This window comes from Pseudomonas oryzagri (genome assembly GCF_020831405.1).
GTDB lineage: Bacteria > Pseudomonadota > Gammaproteobacteria > Pseudomonadales > Pseudomonadaceae > Geopseudomonas > Geopseudomonas oryzagri.
In genome coordinates this window covers 139,443-161,547 of record NZ_JAJHPU010000003.1, presented here as the reverse complement: position 1 = coordinate 161,547, position 22,105 = coordinate 139,443, and the positions used below count along the sequence as shown (strand labels likewise).

Sequence of the window (22,105 nt, the reverse complement as noted above, 5' to 3'; positions counted from 1 at the left end):
CATGCTGAGATTCGACAACGTCTCCACCTTCTACGGCAAGATCCAGGCCCTGCACGGGGTCAGCCTCGAGGTGCAGAAGGGCGAGATCGTCACCCTGATCGGCGCCAACGGCGCCGGCAAGTCCACCCTGCTGATGACCCTGTGCGGTTCGCCGCGCGCCGCCTCCGGCAGCATCCGCTACCTCGGCGAGGAACTGGTCGGCCAGCACTCCTGCGACATCATGCGCAAGAGCATCGCCATCGTCCCCGAGGGCCGGCGGGTGTTCGCCCGCCTGACGGTGGAGGAGAACCTCGCCATGGGCGGCTTCTTCACCGACAAGGATGACTACCAGGTCCAGATGGACAGGGTGCTCGGCCTGTTCCCGCGCCTCAAGGAACGCTATGCCCAGCGCGCCGGCACCATGTCCGGCGGCGAGCAACAGATGCTCGCCATCGGCCGCGCGCTGATGAGCAAGCCGCGCCTGCTGCTGCTCGACGAACCGTCGCTGGGTCTGGCGCCGATCATCATCCAGCAGATCTTCGAGATCATCGAACAGTTGCGCGCCGACGGCGTCACCGTGTTCCTGGTCGAGCAGAACGCCAACCAGGCGCTCAAGCTGGCCGACCGCGGCTACGTGCTGGAGAACGGGCGGATCGTCCTGCAGGACAGTGGCGAAGCGCTGCTGGCCAACCCGGAAGTGCGCAAGGCCTACCTGGGCGGCTGACAGCCACTCCTACAGCATCAAGGCTCCCACGCTGTCGCGCGGGGGCCTTTTTCATGCGCATACTGCGACCGTCGGATGCAGACACCCTGCCGCCAGGGGCAACGCCACCAGCCCGGACGGCAAATCGCGGGCATGAAAAAGGGCGACCGAAGTCGCCCTTTTTCTCGATCAAGCAGAACTTAGTTCTGGTTGCTCATCTGAGCCTTGATCAGGTCGCCGATGGTGGTCGGACCGGCGCTCACGTCTTGCTTGCGCAGTTCCTTCATGGCTTCCTTCTCGTCGTCGACGTCCTTGGACTTGATCGACAGGCTGATCACGCGGCTCTTGCGATCGATGCTGATGATCTTGGCTTCGACTTCGTCGCCTTCCTTCAGCACGTTGCGCGCGTCTTCAACGCGGTCACGGCTGATTTCGGAAGCCTTCAGCACGCCTTCCACTTCGTTGGCCAGGGTGATGACGGCGCCCTTGGCGTCGACTTCCTTGACGGTGCCACGGACGATGGCGCCCTTCTCGTTCAGGCCGGCGTAGCTGGAGAACGGATCGTCTTCCAGTTGCTTGATGCCCAGGGAGATGCGCTCGCGCTCCGGATCCACGGACAGGATCACGGTGTCCAGCTCGTCGCCCTTCTTGAAGCGACGCACGGCTTCTTCACCCGGCTCGTTCCAGGAGATGTCGGACAGGTGAACCAGACCGTCGATGCCGCCGTCCAGACCGATGAAGATACCGAAGTCGGTGATCGACTTGATGGTACCGGAGATGCGGTCGCCCTTGTTGAAGTGGCCGGAGAACTCTTCCCACGGGTTCGGCTTGCACTGCTTGATGCCCAGGGAGATACGACGACGCTCTTCGTCGATGTCCAGAACCATGACTTCCACTTCGTCGCCGACCTGAACGACCTTGGACGGGTGGATGTTCTTGTTGGTCCAGTCCATTTCGGACACGTGCACCAGACCCTCGACGCCTTCTTCCAGCTCGGCGAAGCAGCCGTAGTCGGTGAGGTTGGTGACGCGAGCCTGAACGCGGGTGCCTTCCGGGTAACGGGCCTTGATGGCGACCCACGGATCTTCGCCCAGCTGCTTCAGACCCAGGGAGACGCGGTTGCGCTCGCGGTCGAACTTCAGCACCTTGACATCGATCTCGTCGCCAACGTTGACGATCTCGGACGGATGCTTGATGCGCTTCCAGGCCATGTCGGTGATGTGCAGCAGACCATCGACGCCGCCCAGGTCAACGAACGCACCGTAGTCGGTGAGGTTCTTGACGATACCTTTGACCTGCTGGCCTTCCTGCAGGGATTCCAGCAGGGCTTCGCGCTCGGCGCTGTTCTCGGCTTCCAGCACGCTGCGACGGGAAACGACAACGTTGTTGCGCTTCTGGTCCAGCTTGATGACCTTGAACTCGAGTTCCTTGTTTTCCAGGTGGGCGGTGTCGCGCACCGGACGCACGTCGACCAGGGAACCCGGCAGGAAGGCGCGGATGCCGTTGATGTCGACGGTGAAGCCACCCTTGACCTTGCCGTTGATGATGCCCTTGACCACTTCTTCGGCAGAGAACGCGGCTTCCAGAACCAGCCAGGACTCGGCGCGCTTGGCCTTCTCGCGGGACAGCTTGGTCTCGCCGAAGCCATCTTCCACGGCGTCCAGCGCAACGTGGACTTCGTCACCGACCTTGATGGTCAGCTCGCCCTGCTCGTTGTAGAACTGCTCGACCGGGATGACGCCCTCGGACTTGAGGCCGGCATGCACGGTAACCCAGTCACCGTCGATGTCGACCACGATGCCGGTGATGATGGCACCCGGCTGCATGTCGAGGGATTTCAGGCTTTCTTCAAAAAGTTCTGCAAAGCTTTCGCTCATGTTCATACCTGTTGATCAAGGGCACAGGAAATGTGCCCGATCCGCACCCCAGCCGGCACGGGTTCGTTTGTCATAGAGAGGCGGCGGAATTGGACTGGTTTCCGTCCGCCTCGCTGGGTCATCCGGCCAGATCGCGCGCGGCGATTTCGGCAAGGATGCGCTCCAGTACCTGCTCGATCGAGAGCTCGGTGGAGTCCAGCAGAACGGCGTCTTGCGCCGGTTTCAGCGGAGCCACGGCACGCTGCGTATCGCGCTCGTCGCGCGCACGGATCTCTTCCAGCAGACTGCACAGATTAGCATCCGGCACCTTGTCCTTCAACTGCAGGTAGCGGCGGCGGGCGCGTTCCTCGGCGCTGGCGGTGAGGAATATCTTCAACGGCGCGTCGGGAAATACCACCGTGCCCATGTCACGGCCGTCGGCGATCAGCCCCGGCGCCGCGCGAAAATCGCGCTGGCGCTGCAGCAGCGCCCTGCGCACCGCGGGCAGCGCGGCGACCTGCGAGGCGCCGGCACCAGCCTGTTCGGTACGCAGCTCGTCGCCGACTTCCTCGCCTTCCAGCAGGATGCGCTGGCCGTGCAGGCCTTCCGCGGCGGCGACGAACTGCACGTCGAGGTTGGCGGCCAGGGTCTGCAGCGCCGCCTCGTTGTCCAGGGCGATGCCGTGGCGACCGGCGGCCAGCGCCAGCAGGCGGTACAGCGCGCCGGAATCCAGCAAATGCCAGCCGAGCTGGCGGGCCAGGCGGCTGCACACCGTGCCCTTGCCCGAGCCGCTCGGCCCGTCGATGGCGACGACCGGAGGCAGGGCGGTCATTGCTCGCCTTCCCGGGCCACGCGCACCCCGACTTCGGCGCACAGGGCGAGGAAGTTGGGGAAGGAGGTGGCCACGTTGGCGCAGTCGTGGATGCGGATCGGTGCAGTGGCGCGCAGCGAAGCGACGCTGAACGACATGGCGATGCGATGGTCGCCGTGCGCCCACACCTCGCCGCCACCGATCGGGCCGCCGTCGATGACGATGCCGTCCGGGGTCGGCTCGGCCTTGACGCCGCAGGCCTGGAGACCGTCGGCCATCACCTGGATGCGGTCGGACTCCTTGACCCGCAGCTCCTCGGCGCCGCGCAGCACGGTGCGCCCCTCGGCGCAGGCGGCGGCGACGAACAGCACCGGGAACTCGTCGATGGCCAGCGGCACCAGGTGCTCGGGGATCTCGATGCCTTTCAGCTTCGCCGAACGCACGCGGATATCGGCGACCGGCTCGCCGCCGACTTCGCGCAGATTTTCGAGGGTCAGATCACCGCCCATCAGCTTGAGGATATCGATCACGCCGGTGCGGGTCGGGTTGATGCCGACATGCTCGAGCAGCAGCTCGGAGCCTTCGGCGATGCTCGCCGCGACCAGGAAGAAGGCCGCCGAGGAGATGTCCGCTGGCACCTCGATGTGGGTGGCGGTCAGTTTATGGCCGCTCTGCACCTTGGCAGTCGAACCCTCGACGCTGACCGGGTAGCCGAAGCCACGCAGCATGCGCTCGGTGTGGTCGCGGGTCGGCGCCGGCTCGGTGACCGAGGTCTCGCCGGCCGCGTACAGGCCGGCGAGCAGCAGGCAGGACTTGACCTGGGCGCTGGCGATCGGCATGTCGTAGTGCATGCCGGCCAGGCGCTGGCCGCCCTTGATGGTCAGCGGCGGACGACCTTCCGGACCGGTCTCGATGACCGCGCCCATCTCGCGCAGCGGCTTGGCCACGCGGTTCATCGGCCGCTTGGACAGCGACGGGTCGCCGGTCAGCACGGTGTCGAACGGCTGGGCGGCGAGCAGGCCGGAGAGCAGGCGCATCGAGGTGCCGGAGTTGCCCATGTACAGCGGGCCGGCCGGCGCCTTGAGGCCGTGCAGGCCGACGCCGTGCACGGTGACGCGGCCGTGGTGCGGGCCCTCGATGACCACGCCCATGTCGCGGAACGCCTGGATGGTGGCCAGGGCGTCCTCGCCCTCGAGGAAGCCTTCCACCTCGGTGGTGCCCTCGGCCAGCGAGCCGAGCATGATCGAGCGGTGGGAGACCGACTTGTCGCCCGGGACGCGAATCCGTCCACTCAGGCTGCCGCCCGGTTGGGCCAGGAAGATCAGATCGTTGGAATGCATGGCGTCCACATAGGCCCGTTGGGCCAGGATTTTGCTGAAATGCTCGCGGGCGACGCGGGCGCGGGTGAACACGCCCAGCAGGTGATGCCCGTCCCCTTGGTCGATCGCCTCGCGCAGCACGTCGAGGTCGCTGCGGAAGCGATCGAGGATACGCAACACCGCCTCGCGGTTGGCGAGGAAGATGTCGTGCCACATCACCGGGTCGCTGCCGGCGATGCGGGTGAAATCGCGGAATCCGCCAGCAGCGTAGCGGAAGATCTCCAGGTTCTCGCTCTGGTGGGCCAACGAGTCGACCAGACCGAAGGCCAACAGGTGCGGCAGGTGGCTGGTGGCGGCGAGCACCTCGTCGTGATGCTCGACGCTCATGTGCTCGACGTCGGCGTCCAGCGCGCGCCACAGGCGGTCGACCAGCGCCAGCGCCGCCGGTTCGGTCTCGGCCAGCGGGGTGAGGATCACCTTGTGGCGGCGATACAGCTTGCCGTTGGCCGCCTCCACGCCACTCTTCTCCGAGCCGGCGATCGGGTGGCCCGGCACGAAGCGCGCCACCTGCGGGCCGAAGGCGTGACGCGCGGCGCGCACCACGTTGCCCTTGGCGCTGCCGACGTCGGTGACCACCGCATCGCCCAGATCGAAGGAGGCCAGTTGGGCCAGCACCTTCTCCATGGCGATGATCGGTACCGCCAGCATGATCACCTCGGCGCCGACGCAGGCGGCGGCCAGCTCGCTCTCGCAGCGGTCGACCACGCCGAGCTGCACCGCCAGACGGCGCGACTCGGCGTCGAGGTCGACACCGACCACCTCGCGGCACAGCCCCTGCTGGCGCAGGCCCTTGGCGAAGGAGCCGCCGATCAGGCCGAGGCCGACCACCACCAGGCGGCCGACGATGGGCTCAGCCTTGCGTTCAGCCACGATCGAGCACCTGGGCGAGCGCTTCGAGGAAGCGCGCGTTCTCCGCCTGGGTGCCGATCGACACGCGCAGGAAGGTCGGCATGCCGTAGCCGGCCACCGGACGGACGATCACGCCGCGCTCCAGCAGGCCCTGGTTGATCGGCGCAGCATCCGTGGCGAAGTCGACGGCGAGGAAGTTGCCCTTGCTGGGAATCCACTTCAGACCCAGCTCGCGCAGGCCGGTTTCCAGCTGGGCCATGCCGGCGGCGTTGACCCGACGGCCTTCGGCCAGGTAGTCGGCGTCGTCCAGCGCCGCGCAGGCGGCGACCAGGGCCAGGCTGTTGACGTTGAACGGCTGGCGCACGCGATTGAGCACGTCGGCGATCTGCGCCGAGGAGGCCGCGTAGCCGACGCGCAGGCCGGCCAGGCCGTAGGCCTTGCACAGGGTGCGGGTGACGATCAGGTTCGGATAGCGCGCGAGGTATTCGAGGCCATTGGGCAGTTCGCCGCCCTCGGCGAACTCGATGTAGGCCTCGTCGAGCACCACCAGCACGTTCGCCGGCACGCGGGACAGGAAGGACTCCAGCGCGTCCGGGCCGAACCAGGTGCCGGTCGGGTTGTTCGGGTTGGCGACGAACACCACGCGGGTATTGGCGTCGATGGCCGCCAGCATGGCCTCGAGGTCATGACCATGGTCCCTGGCCGGCACGGCGCGCCCTTCGGCGCCGACCGCCTGGGTGGAGATCGGGTAGACGGCGAAGGCGTACTGGCTGAACACCGCGTTCAGCCCCGGCGCCAGCCAGGCGCGGGCGATCAGGTCGAGCACGTCGTTGGAGCCGTTGCCCAGGGTGATCTGCGCAGGCGTCAGGCCGAAGCGCTCGCTCAACTTGGTCTTGAGCTGGTAGCCGCTGCCATCCGGATAACGGGTGATGTCGCCCAGCTCGGCGCGGATCGCCTCCAGCGCCTTGGGCGAAGGGCCCAGCGGGTTCTCGTTGCTGGCCAGCTTGACGATGCCGGCCGGGTCGAGGTTCAGCTCGCGGGCCAGTTCGTCGACCGGCTTGCCCGGCACGTAGGGGGAGAGTTTCTGCACACCCGGCACGGCCAGGGCGAGGAAGTCACAGCTCATCGGTTTGCCTCCGGCAAGGATCGCCGGCCACGGGGCAAGGGCGACCCGGGCCGGCGCAGACGCGTTTTACAGTACCGCCTTGGGATAGGAGCCGAGCACCTTCACGGCCACGGTGTCCTGACGGATCTTCTCGAGCACGGCCTTGACCAGCGGATCGTGCTGGTGGCCGACGAAGTCGATGAAGAACACGTAGGTCCACTTGCCGCTGCGCGAGGGACGGGTCTCGATGCGGGTCAGGTCGATGCCGTTCTGGTGGAACGGCGCCAGCAGGTCGTGCAGCGCCCCCGGCTTGTTGTTGGTGGAGACGATGATCGAGGTCTTGTCGTCGCCGGTCGGCGGCACTTCCTGGTTGCCGATGATCAAAAAGCGCGTGGAGTTGTCCGGGCGATCCTCGATCTTCTCGTGCAGCCGGGCCAGGCCGTACAGCTGGGCGGCCATGTCGCCGGCGATCGCCGCGCTGTTCCACTCGCTCTTCACGCGCTTGGCGGCGTCGGCGTTGCTGGATACCGCGACGCGCTCGACGTTCGGGTAGTGGGCGTCCAGCCACTTGCGGCACTGGGCCAGCGACTGGGCGTGCGAGTAGATGCGCGAGATCTTGTCGGTCTTGGTGTTTTCGCCGACCAGCAGGTGGTGGTGGATACGCAGCTCCACCTCGCCGCAGATCACCAGGTCGTGCTCCAAGAAGCTGTCGAGGGTGTGGTTGACCGCGCCCTCGGTGGAGTTTTCCACCGGCACCACGCCGAAGTTGACCGCGCCGGCGACCACCTCGCGGAACACCTCGTCGATCGCCGCCATCGGCTGGCTGATCACCGCGTGGCCGAAGTGCTTGAGCGCGGCGGCCTGGGTGAAGGTGCCCTCCGGACCCAGGTAGGCGACCTTGAGCGGCTGCTCGAGGGCCAGGCAGGACGACATGATCTCGCGGAACAGCCGCGCCACTTCCTCGTTGTGCAGCGGGCCCTGGTTCAGCTCCATGATGTGCTTGAGCACCCAGGCCTCGCGCTCGGGACGGTAGTAGACCGGCTTCTCGCCGGGCTGCAGCGCCGCGGTCTTGACCCGCGCCACTTCCTCGGCGCAGCGCGCGCGCTCGCTGATCAGCTCGAGGATGCGCTCGTCAAGGCTGTCGATGCGCAGGCGCAGGGCCTGCAGCTGCTCCTTGTCGGAGGTTACATCCGTCATCAGCCGTGCTCCTTCTCGAACTCGGCCATGTAGGCGACCAGCGCCTGTACCGCGTCGAGGCCGACGGCGTTGTAGATCGAGGCGCGCATGCCGCCGACCGAACGGTGGCCCTTGAGATTGAGCAGACCGCGCGCTTCGGCGCCGGCGAGGAAGGGCTTGTCGAGCTTCTCGTCGGCCAGGCGGAACGGCACGTTCATCCACGAGCGGGCGTTGTGGGCGATCGGGTTGGTGTAGAAGTCGCTGGCGTCGATGGCGCCGTACAGCAGCTCCTGCTTGGCGCGATTGCGGCGCTCCATCTCCTCGAGACCGCCCTGCTCCTTGACCCATGCGAAGACCAGGCCGGACAGGTACCAGGAGAAGGTCGCCGGGGTGTTGTACATCGAGCCGTTGTCGGCGGCGACCTTGTAGTCGAGCATGGTCGGGCAGATCGAGCGGGCGCGGCCGAGCAGGTCCTCGCGGATGATCGCCACCACCAGGCCGCTCGGGCCGATGTTCTTCTGCGCGCCGGCGTAGATCATGCCGAACTGCGACACGTCGAGCGGGCGGGACAGGATGTCCGAGGACATGTCCACCACCAGCGGTACGTCGCCGGTCTGCGGCACCCAGTCGAACTGCAGACCGCCGATGGTCTCGTTGCTGCAGTAGTGGACGTAGGCGGCGTCCTTGGAGAGCTGCCAGTCGTTCTGCCCGGGGATGGCGAAGAAGTCGTAGGCCTTGGCGCTGGCGGCGACGTTGACGTTGCCGAAGCGGCGCGCTTCCTCGATGGCCTTCTTCGACCAGATGCCGGTCTCGACGTAGTCGGCGACGCCGTCTTCGGACAGCAGGTTGAGCGGGATCTGGGCGAACTGCTGGCTGGCGCCGCCCTGCATGAACAGCACCTTGTAGTTCGACGGAATGCTCAGCAGATCGCGCAGGTCCTGCTCGGCCTTCTCGGCGATGGCGACGTACTCGTCGCTGCGGTGACTCATCTCCATCACCGACAGGCCCTTGCCCTGCCAGTCGAGGAGTTCGGCCTGGGCGCGTTCGAGCACCGCGGTGGGAAGCGCGGCCGGGCCGGCGCAGAAGTTGTAGGCTCGCTTGCTCACGTCTGTCTCTCTCGTTCACCGATGGCCGGGGCGGGTAGCCGCCGGCCTGCTGTCAATCCACGGGGCGGCTGCGCCGCCGCTCACTCCTCGCTGCCGACCGCTTCGGCCGCCACGCGCTCTTCCTCGTCCTCGCCCGGCTCCTCGCCGTTGCCCGAAGGCTCCTGCACCCGCTCCAGGCCGACCAGGGTCTCGTCGTCGGCCAGCTTGATCAGGATCACGCCCTGGGTGTTACGGCCCGCGCCTCGGACTTCGTCGACCCGGGTACGCACCAGGGTGCCCTGGTCGGAGATCAGCATGATCTCCTCGCCGTCCTGCACCTGGATGGCGCCGACCAGCTTGCCGTTGCGCTCGTTGATGACCATGGCGATCACGCCCTGGCCGCCACGCCCGCGACGCGGGTAGTCATCCAGAGGCGTGCGCTTGCCGTAGCCGCGCTCGGAGGCGCTGAGGATCTGCGCACCGGCCTCGGGGATCAGCATGGAGATCAGCTGCTGGCCGTCGCCCAGCTTCATGCCGCGCACGCCACGGGCGGTACGGCCCATGGTGCGCACATGCTTCTCCTTGAAGCGGATCACCTTGCCGGCGTCGGAGAACAGCATGACCTCCTTGGCGCCGTCGGTGATGGCCGCGGCGATCAGGGTGTCGCCCTCCTCCAGCTTCAAGGCGATCAGGCCGGCGCTGCGCGGCTTGCTGAACTGCACCAGCGGGGTCTTCTTCACCGTGCCGAAGGCGGTGGCCATGAAGATGTAGGCGCCGGTCGGCTCGTCCTGGCCGTCGTCGCCGTTCTCGGCATCGCTGTCCTCGGCGGCTTCCGCCTCGACCAGCTCGCCTTCGAGCACCAGGCCTTCGCTGTCGTCCAGCTCCTCGTCGGCGCCGGCACTCTGCTGCAGGGCTTCCAGGTCGACCTGCAGCATCGCGGTGATGCGCTCGCCCTCGACCAGCGGCAGCAGGTTGACCAGCGGACGGCCGCGCGCGGTGCGCGAGGCCTCGGGAATCTCGAAGGTGCGCAGCCAGTAGACCTTGCCCTTGCTGGAGAACAGCAGCAGGGTGGCGTGGCTGTTGGCGACCAGCAGGTGCTCGACGTAGTCCTCGTCCTTCACCCCGGTGGCCGACTTGCCCTTGCCGCCGCGGCGCTGCGCCTGGTAGGCGTCCAGCGGCTGGCTCTTCGCGTAGCCGCCGTGGGAAATGGTCACCACGCGCTCTTCCTCGGGAATCAGGTCGGCGAGGGTGAGGTCTTCCTGGCTGGCGCGGATCTCGGTGCGGCGGGCGTCGCCGAACTCGGCCTTGACCTTCTCCAGCTCCTCGCGGATCACTTCCAGCAGGCGCTCGGGGCTGGTCAGGATGCGGATCAGCTCGCCGATCTGGACGAGGATCTCCTGGTACTCGGCGAGCAGCTTCTCGTGCTCCAGGCCGGTCAGGCGGTGCAGGCGCAGTTCGAGGATCGCCTGGGCCTGCTCGGGGGACAGGTGATACTTGCCGTCGCGCAGTCCGTACTGCGGATCGAGGTCCTCGGGACGGCAGGCGTCGGCGCCGGCGCGCTCGACCATGGCTTCCACGGCGCTGGACTCCCAGGCGGTGGCGACCAGGCGTTCCTTGGCCTCGGCCGGGGTCGGCGACTGCTTGATCAGCTCGATCACCGGGTCGATGTTGGACAGCGCGACCGCCTGGCCTTCGAGGATGTGGCCGCGCTCGCGGGCCTTGCGCAGCTCGAACACGGTGCGCCGGGTCACCACCTCGCGGCGGTGGCGGACGAACACCTCGAGCATGTCCTTGAGGTTCAGCGTACGCGGCTGGCCGTCGACCAGCGCCACCACGTTGATGCCGAACACGCTCTGCATCTGGGTCTGCGCGTAGAGGTTGTTGAGCACCACCTCGCCGACTTCGCCGCGGCGCAGCTCGATGACCACGCGCATGCCGTCCTTGTCGGACTCGTCGCGCAGTTCACTGATGCCCTCGAGCTTCTTCTCCTTGACCAGCTCGGCGATCTTCTCGATCAGCCGCGCCTTGTTCAGCTGGTAGGGCAGCTCGGTGATGACGATCTGCTGGCGGCCGCCGCCCTTCTCCATGTCCTCGATCTCGGCGCGGGCACGGATGTAGATGCGCCCGCGGCCGGTGCGATAGGCCTCGATGATGCCGGCGCGGCCGTTGATGATCCCCGCGGTCGGGAAGTCCGGGCCGGGGATGTACTGCATCAGCTCGTCGACGGAGAGCTCGGGGTTGTCGATCAGCGCTAGGCAGCCGTCGATCACCTCGGTGAGGTTGTGCGGCGGGATGTTGGTGGCCATGCCCACGGCGATGCCGCTGGAGCCGTTGACCAGCAGGTTGGGGATCTTGGTCGGCATGACCGCCGGGATCTGCTCGGTGCCGTCGTAGTTGGGCACCCAGTCGACGGTTTCCTTGTCGAGGTCGGCCAGTAGCTCGTGGGCCAGCTTGGCCATGCGCACTTCGGTGTATCGCATGGCCGCCGCGTTGTCGCCGTCCACCGAACCGAAGTTGCCCTGGCCGTCGACCAGCATGTAGCGCAGCGAGAACGGCTGGGCCATGCGCACGATGGTGTCGTATACCGCGGTGTCGCCGTGCGGGTGGTACTTACCGATCACGTCACCGACCACACGGGCAGACTTCTTGTACGGCTTGTTCCAGTCGTTGCCCAGCTCGCTCATGGCGAACAGCACACGCCGGTGCACGGGCTTCAGGCCGTCGCGCGCATCCGGCAGGGCCCGCCCGACGATCACGCTCATCGCATAGTCGAGGTAGGACTGCTTCAGCTCGTCTTCGATATTGACCGGGAGAATTTCTTTGGCCAGTTCGCCCATGAGAAGCCTGGTTCCTTTGTTCTAGGCAGGTGCCAGCAGGGTGGCATCGCGTGCAATCTGGAAGGCCCTCGCAGGGGCCTCTTTAAACCGCCGGAGCTTACCACAACCACCCGCACCGGCACATGCGACCTGGCGCCCACGCCGCGGCGCGGGCGGTGGCGCGCCGCCTCAGTGCAGGCGCTTGCGGCACATCAGCTTGGCCATCTTTTCGGCGTCCGGACGCTCGACCACGCCCTTCTCGGTGACGATGGCGTCGATCAGGTCGGCCGGGGTCACGTCGAACACCGGGTTGAACGCCTCCACCTCGGCCGCCACGCGCTTGCCGCCCACCTCCAGCAGCTCGCGGCCGTCGCGCTCCTCGATGGGGATGTCGTCGCCGCTCTCCAGGCTCATGTCGATGGTCGAGCTGGGCGCCACCACCATGAAACGCACGCCGTGGTGCATGGCGTTGACCGCCAGCTGGTAGGTGCCGATCTTGTTGGCCACGTCGCCGTTGGCGGTGATGCGGTCGGCGCCGACGATCACCCAGCTGACGCCCTCGGTCTTCATCAGGTGGGCGGCGGTGGCATCGGCGATCAGGCTCACCGGCACGTTGTCGCCGGCCAGCTCCCAGGCGGTCAGTCGCGCGCCCTGCAGCCAGGGACGGGTCTCGTCGGCGTATACCCGGGTGACCAGCCCGGCGACATGGGCCGCGCGGATCACCCCCAGCGCGGTGCCGAAGCCGCCGGTGGCCAGCGCGCCGGTATTGCAGTGGGTCAGCAGTTTCTGCGGCTTGCCGTCGTGCTTGCGGATCAGCTCGACACCGAGCTGGGCCATGGTCAGGTTGGCTTCGCGATCGCTGTCGTGGATCGCCACCGCCTCGGCTTCCAGCGCGGCGAGCACGTCGTCGCCGTCGCGCAGGCGGTTGAGGCGCTCGCGCATGCGCTCCAGCGCCCAGAACAGGTTGACCGCGGTGGGCCGCGAGGCGGCCAGCACGCCAAAGTCCTCCTCCAGCGCCGCTCGCCAGTCGCCGCCGGCGGCCAGCCGGGCACGCGCGCCGAGTACCACGCCGTAGGCGGCGGCGATGCCGATGGCCGGCGCACCGCGCACCACCATCTGGCGGATCGCCTCGGCCACTCCGGCGGCGCTGTCGTAGCGCTGCCAGGTTTCCTCGAACGGCAGCACGCGCTGATCGAGCAGGAGCAGGGCGCCATCGCGCCAGTCGATTGCCTTGACCTTTTCCGCCGCCAGCAGTTGCTCGCGCATGGGTGGGACTCCTCGCCGATTTCTGAAAAAGCCGCCGAGTATACCCCTTCGCGCGCCCCGCAGCCGCTTCAAGACGGCCCCGCCAGTCGCTACACTCGCAGGCCGTTCAGCCGCCGCACCGGAAGCCCGCGCCATGTCCAGCACCCCCGCCCCCCTGGATCTTCTCCTGCTCCCCGAATGGATCGTTCCGGTGGAGCCGGCCGGAGTGGTGCTGCGCGAACATGCCCTGGGCATCCGCGACGGACGCATCGCCCTGCTCGCCCCGCGCGAGCTGGCGCTGGCCATCCCGGCCACCGAACGCCGCGAACTGCCCGGCACGCTGCTCGCCCCCGGCCTGGTCAACGCCCACGGCCACGCGGCGATGAGCCTGTTCCGCGGCCTGGCCGACGACCTGCCGCTGATGACCTGGCTGCAGGAACACATCTGGCCGGCCGAGGCCAACTGGGTCAGCGAAGACTTCGTGCGCGACGGCACCGAGCTGGCGCTCGCCGAGCAGATCAAGGGCGGCATCACCGCCTTCTCCGACATGTACTTCTTCCCGCAGATCGCCAGCGAGGTGGCGCACCGCGCCGGCGTGCGCGCGCAGATCACCATCCCGGTGCTGAATTTCCCGGTGCCCGGCGCCCACGACACCGACGAGGCGCTGCGCCGCGGCCTGGAACTGTTCAACGACCTGCGCCTGCACCCGCGCATCCGCGTGGCCTTCGGCCCGCACGCGCCCTACACGGTCAGCGACGACCGCCTGGAGCGGGTGCGCGTGCTGGCCGAGCAGCTCGACGCCGGCATCCACATGCACGTCCACGAGACCGCCTTCGAGGTCCAGCAGGCGCTGGAGCAGAGCGGCGAGCGGCCGCTGGCCCGCCTGGCGCGCCTCGGCCTGCTCGGCCCGCGCTTCCAGGCCGTGCACATGACCCAGATCGACGACGCCGACCTCGAGCTGCTGGTGCAGTACAACGCCAGCGTGATCCACTGCCCGGAGTCCAACCTCAAGCTGGCCAGCGGCTTCTGCCCGGTGGAGCGCCTGTGGCAGGCCGGTGTCAACGTCGCCATCGGCACCGACGGCGCGGCGAGCAACAACGACCTCGACCTGCTCGGCGAGACGCGCACCGCCGCCCTGCTGGCCAAGGCGGTGGCCGGCTCGGCCACCGCGCTGGATGCCCACCGCGCCCTGCGCATGGCCACCCTCAACGGCGCCCGGGCGCTGGGCATCGCCGATCAGTGCGGCTCGCTGGAGATCGGCAAGAGCGCCGACCTGGTGGCCTTCGACCTTTCCGGCCTGGCCCAGCAGCCGGTCTACGACCCGGTCTCCCAACTGGTCTACGCCTGCTCGCGCGACTGCGTGAAGCACGTCTGGGTCGGCGGCAAGGCGCTGCTCGCCGACGGTCGCCTGACTCGCTTCGACGAGGCGGAGCTGGGTGCCAAGGCGCGCGCCTGGGGCCAGCGAATCGCCGGGGCCTGAAACGCCGCCGGAGCGCAGGGCGGGCAACTCGCGCAGCGATTGCCCACCACACCCCCCACATCCGCCCAGCGGCGAGGCTCGCTGCGCGAGTCTTCTACCCTGCGGCTCCGCGACTCCGCCCATCGCCGCCCGGCGCGACACGCCGGCCGCCCCCAAGCGGCGCGAAAACTGGCAAGATAGGCAGTTGAAGCAAACTGTCTGGCCCCACGGAAGCGCCCCATGAGCAACGTCGACCACGCCGAAATCGCCAAATTCGAGGCCCTCGCCCATCGCTGGTGGGACCGCGAGAGCGAGTTCAAGCCGCTGCACGAGATCAACCCGCTGCGCGTCAACTGGATCGACGAGCGCGTCGGCCTGGCCGGCAAGCGGGTGCTCGACGTCGGCTGCGGCGGCGGCATCCTCAGCGAGTCCATGGCGCTGCGCGGCGCCCAGGTGACCGCCATCGACATGGGCGAGGCGCCGCTGGCGGTGGCGCGCCTGCACCAGCTGGAGTCCGGCGTGCAGGTCGACTACCGGCAGAGCACCGCCGAGGCGCTGGCTGCCGAGCTGCCCGGCCAGTTCGACGTGGTCACCTGCCTGGAAATGCTCGAGCACGTGCCCGACCCGGCCTCGGTGATCCAGGCTTGCCAGCGCCTGGTCAAGCCCGGCGGCCAGGTGTTCTTCTCGACCATCAACCGCAATCCCAAGGCCTACCTGCTGGCCATCGTCGGCGCCGAGTACCTGCTCAAGCTGCTGCCGCGCGGCACCCACGACTTCCGCAAATTCATCCGCCCCTCCGAGCTGGGCGCCTGGTGCCGCGACGCCGGCCTCGCGGTCGAGGACATCGTCGGCATGACCTACAACCCGCTGAGCAAGACCTACAAGCTGGGCCAGGACGTGGACGTCAACTACATGATCCAGACCCGGCGCGAGGCGTGAGCGGCATGCGGCTGAGAGCGGTTCTGTTCGACATGGATGGCACGCTGGTCGACAGCGCGCCGGACTTCATCGCCATCTGTCAGGCCATGCGCGAGATGCGCGGCCTGCCGCCGCTGGAGCCTGCGCGCATCCGCGACCAGGTGTCGGGCGGCGCGCGCGCCATGGTCGCCTGCACCTTCGCCCTCGATCCCGAGCACCCCGACTTCGAGCCGCTGCGCCTGGAGTTCCTCGAGCGCTACCAGGAGCACTGCGCGGTGCTGACCCGGCCGTTCGACGGCATCCCCGAGCTGCTCGACGATCTCGAGCGCGCTCGCCTGCGCTGGGGCGTGGCCACCAACAAGCCGCTGCGCTACGCCGAACCGATCATGCAGCGCCTGCAGCTCGCCGAGCGCGCCGCAGTGCTGATCTGCCCCGACCACGTGCAGCGCAGCAAACCCGACCCGGAGATGCTCCTGCTGGCCTGCGAGCAGCTCGCCCTCGACCCGCGCGAGGTGCTCTACGTCGGCGACGACGCCCGCGACATCGAGGCCGGCCGCGCCGCCGACATGCGCACCGTGGCGGTGCGCTACGGCTACATCCACCCCGACGACAACCCCGGTCACTGGGGCGCCGACTTGGTGGTCGACCATCCGGGCGAGCTGCGCGCACTGCTGGACCGCGCGCTGTGCGGCTGCTGAGCCATTCGGCGCGTTCGACTTCCGGCGCATGGCGGCCACCCCAACCCTGCGCCACACTCGGACACCACTGTAGGGTGGATTAGCGCAGCGTAACCCACCCTTGCCGCGCAGGCGGCACCTGCCGGTGCCGATGGCGGGTTACGCCGCAAGCGGCCCGCCCGCCCTGCGCCCGGCCCCGGTTTCGCGATTTCGATTCAACGAGGCTTTTCCCATGTTCCAATATTCCGCCCGCCCCGACCTGCTCAAGGATCGGGTGATCCTGATCACCGGCGCCGGTCGCGGCATCGGCGCCGCCGCCGCGCGCAGCTTCGCCGCCCACGGCGCCACGGTGATCCTGCTCGGCAAGACCATCGAGCACCTCGAAGAGGTCTACGACCAGATCGAGAGTGCCGGCGGCCCGCAGCCGGCGATCTTCCCGTTCAACCTGGAAACCGCCCAGCCGCACCAGTACGACGACCTGGCCGCCACCATCGAGCGCGAGTTCGGCCGCCTCGACGGCCTGCTGCACAACGCCGCGATCCTCGGCCCGCGCACCCCGCTCGAGCAGTACTCCGGGGAAAACTTCATGCGCGTCATGCAGGTCAACGTCAACGCGGTGTTCATGCTCACCAGCGTGCTGCTGCCGCTGCTCAAGCTGTCCAAGGACGCCTCGGTGCTGTTCACCTCGAGCAGCGTCGGTCGCAAGGGCCGCGCCTACTGGGGCGGCTATGCGGTCTCCAAGTTCGCCAACGAGGGGCTGATGCAGGTGCTCGCCGACGAGGTCGACGGCACCAGCGCGGTGCGCGCCAACAGCGTCAACCCCGGCGCCACCCGCACCGGCATGCGCGCCCAGGCCTACCCGGGCGAGAACCCGGTGAGCAACCCGACGCCGGAGGAGATCATGCCGGTCTACCTGTACCTGATGGGCCCGGACAGCGCCGGGGTCAACGGCCAGGCCTTCGACGCCCAGTAAGCTGCACCCTGCGGCCGGCCGCGCGCCGGCCGCCGCTTTTCCTGCCCTGCTCCATCGCTGGCGACCCCGCGCCAGAGCCCTCCCCGCCGCCCCGCGACCTTGGTCGCAAATCACTGACGGCGCGGCCCATTGCTGCCAAACTCTGGCCATCCCGAACCACCGGAGTTGTCCGTTTCCATGTCGCTGTCCAGTGGGCTGATCACCACGGTCGCCCTTCTCTATATGGCCGCCCTGTTCGCCATCGCCTTCTACGGCGACCGCCGGCCGAACCGAGGCACGCCGCGCCCGCACCTGCGCGCCTGGGTCTACAGCCTGTCGCTGGCGGTGTATTGCACCAGTTGGACCTTCTTCGGCTCGGTCGGCCAGGCCGCCGGCAACCTCTGGTCGTTCGTGCCGATCTACCTCGGACCGATCCTGCTGCTGCTGTTCATGCCACAGCTGTTGGCCAAGATGATCCTGATCAGCAAGCAGGAGAACATCACCTCGATCGCCGACTTCATCGCCGCGCGCTACGGCAAGTCGCAGCCGCTGGCCATCGTGGTGACCCTGATCTGCCTGGTCGGCGTGCTGCCGTACATCGCCCTGCAGCTCAAGGGCATCGTTCTCGGCGTCAACCTGCTCACCGGCGCCAAGGCCGACGCCAACGGCGTCGGCGCCCAGGATACGGCGCTGGTGGTGTCGCTGATCCTCGCCCTGTTCACCATCCTGTTCGGCACCCGCAACCTCGACGCCACCGAGCACCACCGCGGCATGGTGATGGCGGTGGCCTTCGAGTCGCTGGTCAAGCTGCTGGCCTTCATGGCGGTCGGCGTCTTCGTCTGCTGGAGCCTGTTCGACGGCGTCGGCGACCTGCTGGCGAAGGCGCAGAGCGCGCCGCGCCTGGAGAACTACTGGCAGCAGTCGCTCGACTGGCCCTCGCTGGTGGTGCAGACCGGCGTGGCGATGATGGCGATCGTCTGCCTGCCGCGGCAGTTCCACGTCACCGTGGTGGAGAACATCGAGCCGCGCGACCTCAACCTGGCGCGCTGGATATTCCCGCTGTACCTGCTGCTCGCCGCCCTGTTCGTGGTGCCCATCGCCCTCGCCGGCCAGTTGCTGCTGCCGCCCGGCGTCGAGCCGGACTCCTTCGTGATCAGCCTGCCGCTGGCCGAGGCGCATCCGGCGCTGGCCCTGCTGGCCTTCATCGGCGGCGCCTCGGCGGCCACCGGCATGGTGATCGTCGCCTCGGTGGCGCTGTCGACGATGATCTCCAACGACATGCTGCTGCCCTGGCTGCTGCGCCGGCACAGCGCCGAACGTCCCTTCGAGGAGTTCCGCCACTGGCTGCTGTCGGTGCGGCGCATCGCCATCATCGCCCTGCTGCTGCTGGCCTACGTGATCTACCGGCTGATCGTGCCCAGCATCAGCCTGGCCAACATCGGCCAGATCGCCTTCGCCGCGGTCACCCAGCTCGGCCCGGCGATGTTCGGCGCGCTGTACTGGAAGCAGGCCAACAGCCGCGGCGTGTTCGCCGGCCTCGCGGTCGGCGGGTTGCTGTGGTTCTACACCCTGCTGCTGCCGCTGCTGGCCGAAGGCATGGGCTGGTCGCTGCCGCAGCTGCCCGGCCACCGCTGGCTGGTGGAGAATCCGCTGGGCCTGCCGATGGACCCGCAGACCAAGGGCACCCTGCTGTCGCTGGTCAGCAACTTCCTGGTGTTCGCCCTGGTGTCCTGGCTGTCGCGCACCCGCGTGTCGGAACACTGGCAGGCCAGCCGCTTCGTCGGCCAGGAATCCTCGGTACGACCGAGTCCGCGCATGCTGCTGGCGGTGCAGGTGCAGGATCTCTTGATGCTGGCGGCGCGCTTCGTCGGCGAGGAGCGTGCGCGGCAGAGCTTCATCCGCTTCGCCTACCGCCAGGGCAAGGGTTTCAGTCCCAACCAGACCGCCAGCGGCGAGTGGATCGCCCACACCGAACGCCTGCTCGCCGGCGTGCTCGGCGCCTCCTCGGCGCGCGCGGTGGTCAAGGCCGCCATCGAAGGGCGCGAGATGCAGGTCGAGGACGTGGTGCGCATCGTCGACGAGGCCTCCGAGGTCCTGCAGTTCAACCGCGCCCTGCTGCAGGGGGCGATCGAGAACATCTCCCAGGGCATCAGCGTGGTCGACCAGTCGCTGCGCCTGGTGGCTTGGAACCGCCGCTACCTGGAGCTGTTCGAGTACCCCGAAGGCCTGATCGGCATCGGCCGGCCGATCGCCGACATCATCCGCTACAACGCCGAGCGCGGCCTGTGCGGCAAGGGCGACGCGGACATCCACGTCGCCAAGCGCCTGTACTGGATGCGCCAGGGCACCGCGCACACCTCCGAGCGGGTGTTCCCCAACGGCCGGGTCATCGAGCTGGTCGGCAACCCGATGCCGGGCGGCGGTTTCGTCATGTCGTTCACCGACATCACCGCCCACCGCCAAGCCGAGGACGCGCTCAAGGAAGCCAACGAGAGCCTCGAGCGGCGGGTCGCCGAGCGGACCCGCGAGCTGTCGGCGCTCAACGAGCAGCTGTCCGAGGCCAAGGCACGCGCCGAGACCGCCAACCAGTCGAAGACGCGCTTCCTCGCCGCGGTCAGCCACGACCTGATGCAGCCGCTCAACGCCGCGCGGCTGTTCTCTGCCGCGCTGTCGCACCAGGAAGCGCTGCCCGGCGAGGCGCGCGACCTGGTGCAGCACCTCGACTCCTCGCTGCGCTCGGCCGAGGACCTGATCACCGACCTGCTGGACATCTCGCGCCTGGAAAGCGGCCGCTTCACTCCGGAGCGCAGCGCGTTCACCCTCGACACCCTGTACGACGCCCTCGGCGTCGAGTTCCGCGCGCTGGCCCAGGAACAGGGCATCGACCTGCGCATCCGCGCCAGCAAGCAGCGCATCGACAGCGACCCCAAGCTGCTGCGCCGGGTTCTGCAGAATTTCCTGACCAATGCCTTCCGCTACGCCAAGGGCAAGGTCCTGCTCGGCGTGCGCCGCGACGGCCGCCATCTGCGCCTGGAGGTGTGGGACCGCGGCCCGGGCATCCCGGCCGACAAGCTCAAGGTGATCTTCGAGGAGTTCAAGCGCCTGGACAGCCACCAGACCCGCGCCGAAAAGGGCCTCGGTCTCGGCCTGGCCATCGCCGACGGCCTCTGCCAGGTGCTCCAGCACCAGATCGAGGTGCGCTCCTGGCCCGGCAAGGGCAGCGTGTTCAGCGTGCGCGTGCCGCTGGCCCGCGGCCGCGCCGTGCCGCAGCCGCGCCCGCAGGTGGCGGACGCCGCCGCGCAGCCGCTCAACGGCGCCCAGGTCTGGTGCGTGGACAACGAGGACAGCATCCTCACCGGCATGCGCAGCCTGCTGAGCCGCTGGGGCTGCCAGGTGGCGACCGCGCGTTCGCGCGCCGAGTGCGAGCAGTTGCTCGCCAGCGGCGACCAGCCCGAGCTGGTGCTCGCCGACTACCATCTGGACGACGGCGAGACGGGCCTGGCGCTGATGGGCTGGCTGCGCGCCCACCTCGGCCAGCCGGTGCCCGGCGTGGTGATCAGCGCCGACGGCCGGGTCGAACTGATCGCCGAGGTGCACGCCGCCGGCCTCGACTATCTGAGCAAGCCGGTCAAGCCGGCGGCGCTGCGCGCCCTGCTCAGCCGCCACCTGAAGCTGCGCTGAACCACCAGGCGGGGAAAACTACCCCGCCTGGCGGGTTGGACTGGACTCACGACTGCCAAAGGACTGCCCATGACGCCCGATCTCGACGTCCTGCTCGACCTGGCGACCGCCCTGGTCATCGGCCTGCTGATCGGCACCGAGCGGGGCTGGAGCGCACGCGACGGCGTCGACGAGCGCATGGCCGCCGGGGTGCGCACCTACGGCCTGGTCGGCCTGCTCGGCGGCCTCGCCGCCCTGCTCGCCGATCATCTCGGCGCCCTGGCCTGGGGCGCCGTGCTGCTCGCCCTGGCGATTCTCAGCACCGCCGCCTACGTGATCGGCCTGCGCACCAAATCCGACCAGGGCCTGACCAGCGAGATCGCCCTGCTGCTGACCTTCCTGCTCGGCAGCCTGGCCCTGGCCCACGACCGCCTGCTGGCGGCCGGCTGCGCGGTGGTGGTGGCCCTCCTGCTGCGCCTCAAGGAACCGCTGCACGCGGCGCTCAGGCAGCTGTCGGCCGACGAACTGGGCGGTGCGCTCAAGCTGCTGTTCATCTCCGTGGTCCTGCTGCCGGCGCTGCCCGACCGCGGCTACGGCCCCTGGGAGGTGTTCAACCCCTACGCCACCTGGTGGATGGTGGTGCTGATCGCCGCCCTGGGTTTTGCGGCCTATGTGGCCATGCGCCTGGTCGGCACCCGCCACGGCCTGCTGCTGACCGCCCTGCTCGGCGGCCTGGTGTCGTCCACGGCGGTCACCCTGACCCTCGCCCGCCTGCACGGCAAGCGCGAGCTGCACGCCCTGCTGGCCGCGGGCCTGCTGGCCACCTCGGCGCTGATGTTCCCGCGCGTACTGCTCGAGGTGACGGCGGTCAACCTGCAGCTGCTGCCGCACCTGCTCTGGCCGCTCGGCGCCGCCGCGCTGGTCTACGCCGGCGGCGCGCTGTACTGGTGGCAGCGCGCCAAGGCCGGCGAACTGACCGCGCAGGCCGAGCCGCCGCTGAAGAACCCCTTCGAACTGGGACCGGCGCTGCGTTTCGCGGTGCTGCTGGCGGCGATCCTCCTGCTGGTGGAGGCCGGCCGCCGCGAACTGGGCGATATCGGCGTCTATCTGGTCGCCCTGCTTTCCGGCCTCACCGACGTCGACGCCATCACCCTGTCGCTGTCGCGCAGCGCCCTCGGCGAACTGGACCCACAGGTGGCGGTGCGCGGCATCGCCCTGGCGGTGATCAGCAACAGTCTGATCAAGGGCGTGCTGATCGCCATGCTCGGCGGCACGCGCCTGGCGTTGCTGACCCTGCCGATCATGGCCGGCGGCCTGGCGCTGGGCCTGGCGCTGGTGCTGATCTGATTACCGGCGGTGAAAACGTCGCGAGCGAAGATCAGGCAAGGCCTCGGCGGCCCCGCGACAGACGGCGAGGGCGCGGAGTTGATTGAGT

General features: G+C 68.6%; 15 protein-coding genes. 7 read left to right on the top strand and 8 right to left on the bottom strand.

Annotated elements, in window-relative coordinates; translation table 11 throughout:
* Position 1: 1 nt before the first annotated feature.
* Positions 2-703 (top strand): ATP-binding cassette domain-containing protein, encoded by a 702-nt coding sequence (locus LMJ29_RS01540; protein WP_229603295.1) that lies wholly within the window; start codon positions 2-4, stop codon positions 701-703.
* A gap of 179 nt (positions 704-882) precedes the next feature.
* Here the strand turns inward: LMJ29_RS01540 and rpsA are convergent, their stop codons facing one another.
* The 8 genes from rpsA to mtnA form a co-directional block, all read right to left on the bottom strand.
* Positions 883-2,559, bottom strand: coding sequence for a 30S ribosomal protein S1 (gene rpsA, locus LMJ29_RS01535; protein WP_229603293.1), 1,677 nt, complete (start codon positions 2,557-2,559; stop codon positions 883-885).
* Positions 2,560-2,677: 118 nt separating this feature from the next.
* The gene (cmk, locus tag LMJ29_RS01530) at positions 2,678-3,370 is read right to left on the bottom strand and encodes a (d)CMP kinase (protein WP_229603291.1); all 693 of its coding nucleotides are present in this window, start codon (positions 3,368-3,370) and stop codon (positions 2,678-2,680) included.
* Complete coding sequence (locus LMJ29_RS01525) at positions 3,367-5,598, bottom strand: bifunctional prephenate dehydrogenase/3-phosphoshikimate 1-carboxyvinyltransferase (RefSeq protein ID WP_229603289.1); 2,232 nt, start codon at positions 5,596-5,598, stop codon at positions 3,367-3,369. The genes cmk and LMJ29_RS01525 overlap by 4 nt, the downstream gene beginning before the upstream one ends.
* Positions 5,591-6,703, bottom strand: coding sequence for a histidinol-phosphate transaminase (gene hisC / locus LMJ29_RS01520; RefSeq protein WP_229603287.1), 1,113 nt, complete (start codon positions 6,701-6,703; stop codon positions 5,591-5,593). Before hisC ends, LMJ29_RS01525 begins: the two co-directional genes overlap by 8 nt.
* A gap of 66 nt (positions 6,704-6,769) precedes the next feature.
* On the bottom strand, positions 6,770-7,879 hold the full coding sequence (gene pheA, locus LMJ29_RS01515) for a prephenate dehydratase (protein ID WP_229603286.1): 1,110 nt from the start codon (positions 7,877-7,879) through the stop codon (positions 6,770-6,772).
* Positions 7,879-8,964, bottom strand: coding sequence for a 3-phosphoserine/phosphohydroxythreonine transaminase (serC, locus tag LMJ29_RS01510; protein WP_229603284.1), 1,086 nt, complete (start codon positions 8,962-8,964; stop codon positions 7,879-7,881). The genes pheA and serC overlap by 1 nt, the downstream gene beginning before the upstream one ends.
* Before the next feature lie 80 nt (positions 8,965-9,044).
* A complete protein-coding gene (gyrA, locus tag LMJ29_RS01505) occupies positions 9,045-11,780 on the bottom strand; it encodes a DNA gyrase subunit A (RefSeq protein ID WP_229603282.1) in 2,736 nt (911 codons plus the stop codon).
* Positions 11,781-11,948: 168 nt separating this feature from the next.
* Entirely contained in the window at positions 11,949-13,025 is a 1,077-nt protein-coding gene (gene mtnA / locus LMJ29_RS01500) for an S-methyl-5-thioribose-1-phosphate isomerase (protein WP_229603281.1), read from the bottom strand.
* A 133-nt stretch (positions 13,026-13,158) separates the two neighbouring features.
* Here mtnA and LMJ29_RS01495 point away from each other — a divergent pair, with 133 nt between their 5' ends.
* From LMJ29_RS01495 to LMJ29_RS01470, 6 genes are all read left to right on the top strand, one after another.
* On the top strand, positions 13,159-14,484 hold the full coding sequence (locus LMJ29_RS01495) for a TRZ/ATZ family hydrolase (protein WP_229603279.1): 1,326 nt from the start codon (positions 13,159-13,161) through the stop codon (positions 14,482-14,484).
* Between the two features lie 219 nt (positions 14,485-14,703).
* On the top strand, positions 14,704-15,402 hold the full coding sequence (gene ubiG / locus LMJ29_RS01490; RefSeq protein WP_229603277.1) for a bifunctional 2-polyprenyl-6-hydroxyphenol methylase/3-demethylubiquinol 3-O-methyltransferase UbiG: 699 nt from the start codon (positions 14,704-14,706) through the stop codon (positions 15,400-15,402).
* Positions 15,403-15,407: 5 nt separating this feature from the next.
* Complete coding sequence (gene mupP, locus LMJ29_RS01485; RefSeq protein WP_229603275.1) at positions 15,408-16,079, top strand: N-acetylmuramic acid 6-phosphate phosphatase MupP; 672 nt, start codon at positions 15,408-15,410, stop codon at positions 16,077-16,079.
* A 211-nt stretch (positions 16,080-16,290) separates the two neighbouring features.
* Positions 16,291-17,031: a YciK family oxidoreductase gene (locus tag LMJ29_RS01480; protein WP_229603272.1), complete on the top strand. Its 741-nt coding sequence runs from the start codon at positions 16,291-16,293 to the stop codon at positions 17,029-17,031.
* A 177-nt stretch (positions 17,032-17,208) separates the two neighbouring features.
* Positions 17,209-20,691: a PAS domain-containing hybrid sensor histidine kinase/response regulator gene (locus LMJ29_RS01475; RefSeq protein ID WP_229603270.1), complete on the top strand. Its 3,483-nt coding sequence runs from the start codon at positions 17,209-17,211 to the stop codon at positions 20,689-20,691.
* A 69-nt stretch (positions 20,692-20,760) separates the two neighbouring features.
* On the top strand, positions 20,761-22,017 hold the full coding sequence (locus LMJ29_RS01470; RefSeq protein WP_229603269.1) for an MgtC/SapB family protein: 1,257 nt from the start codon (positions 20,761-20,763) through the stop codon (positions 22,015-22,017).
* Positions 22,018-22,105 lie beyond the last annotated feature (88 nt).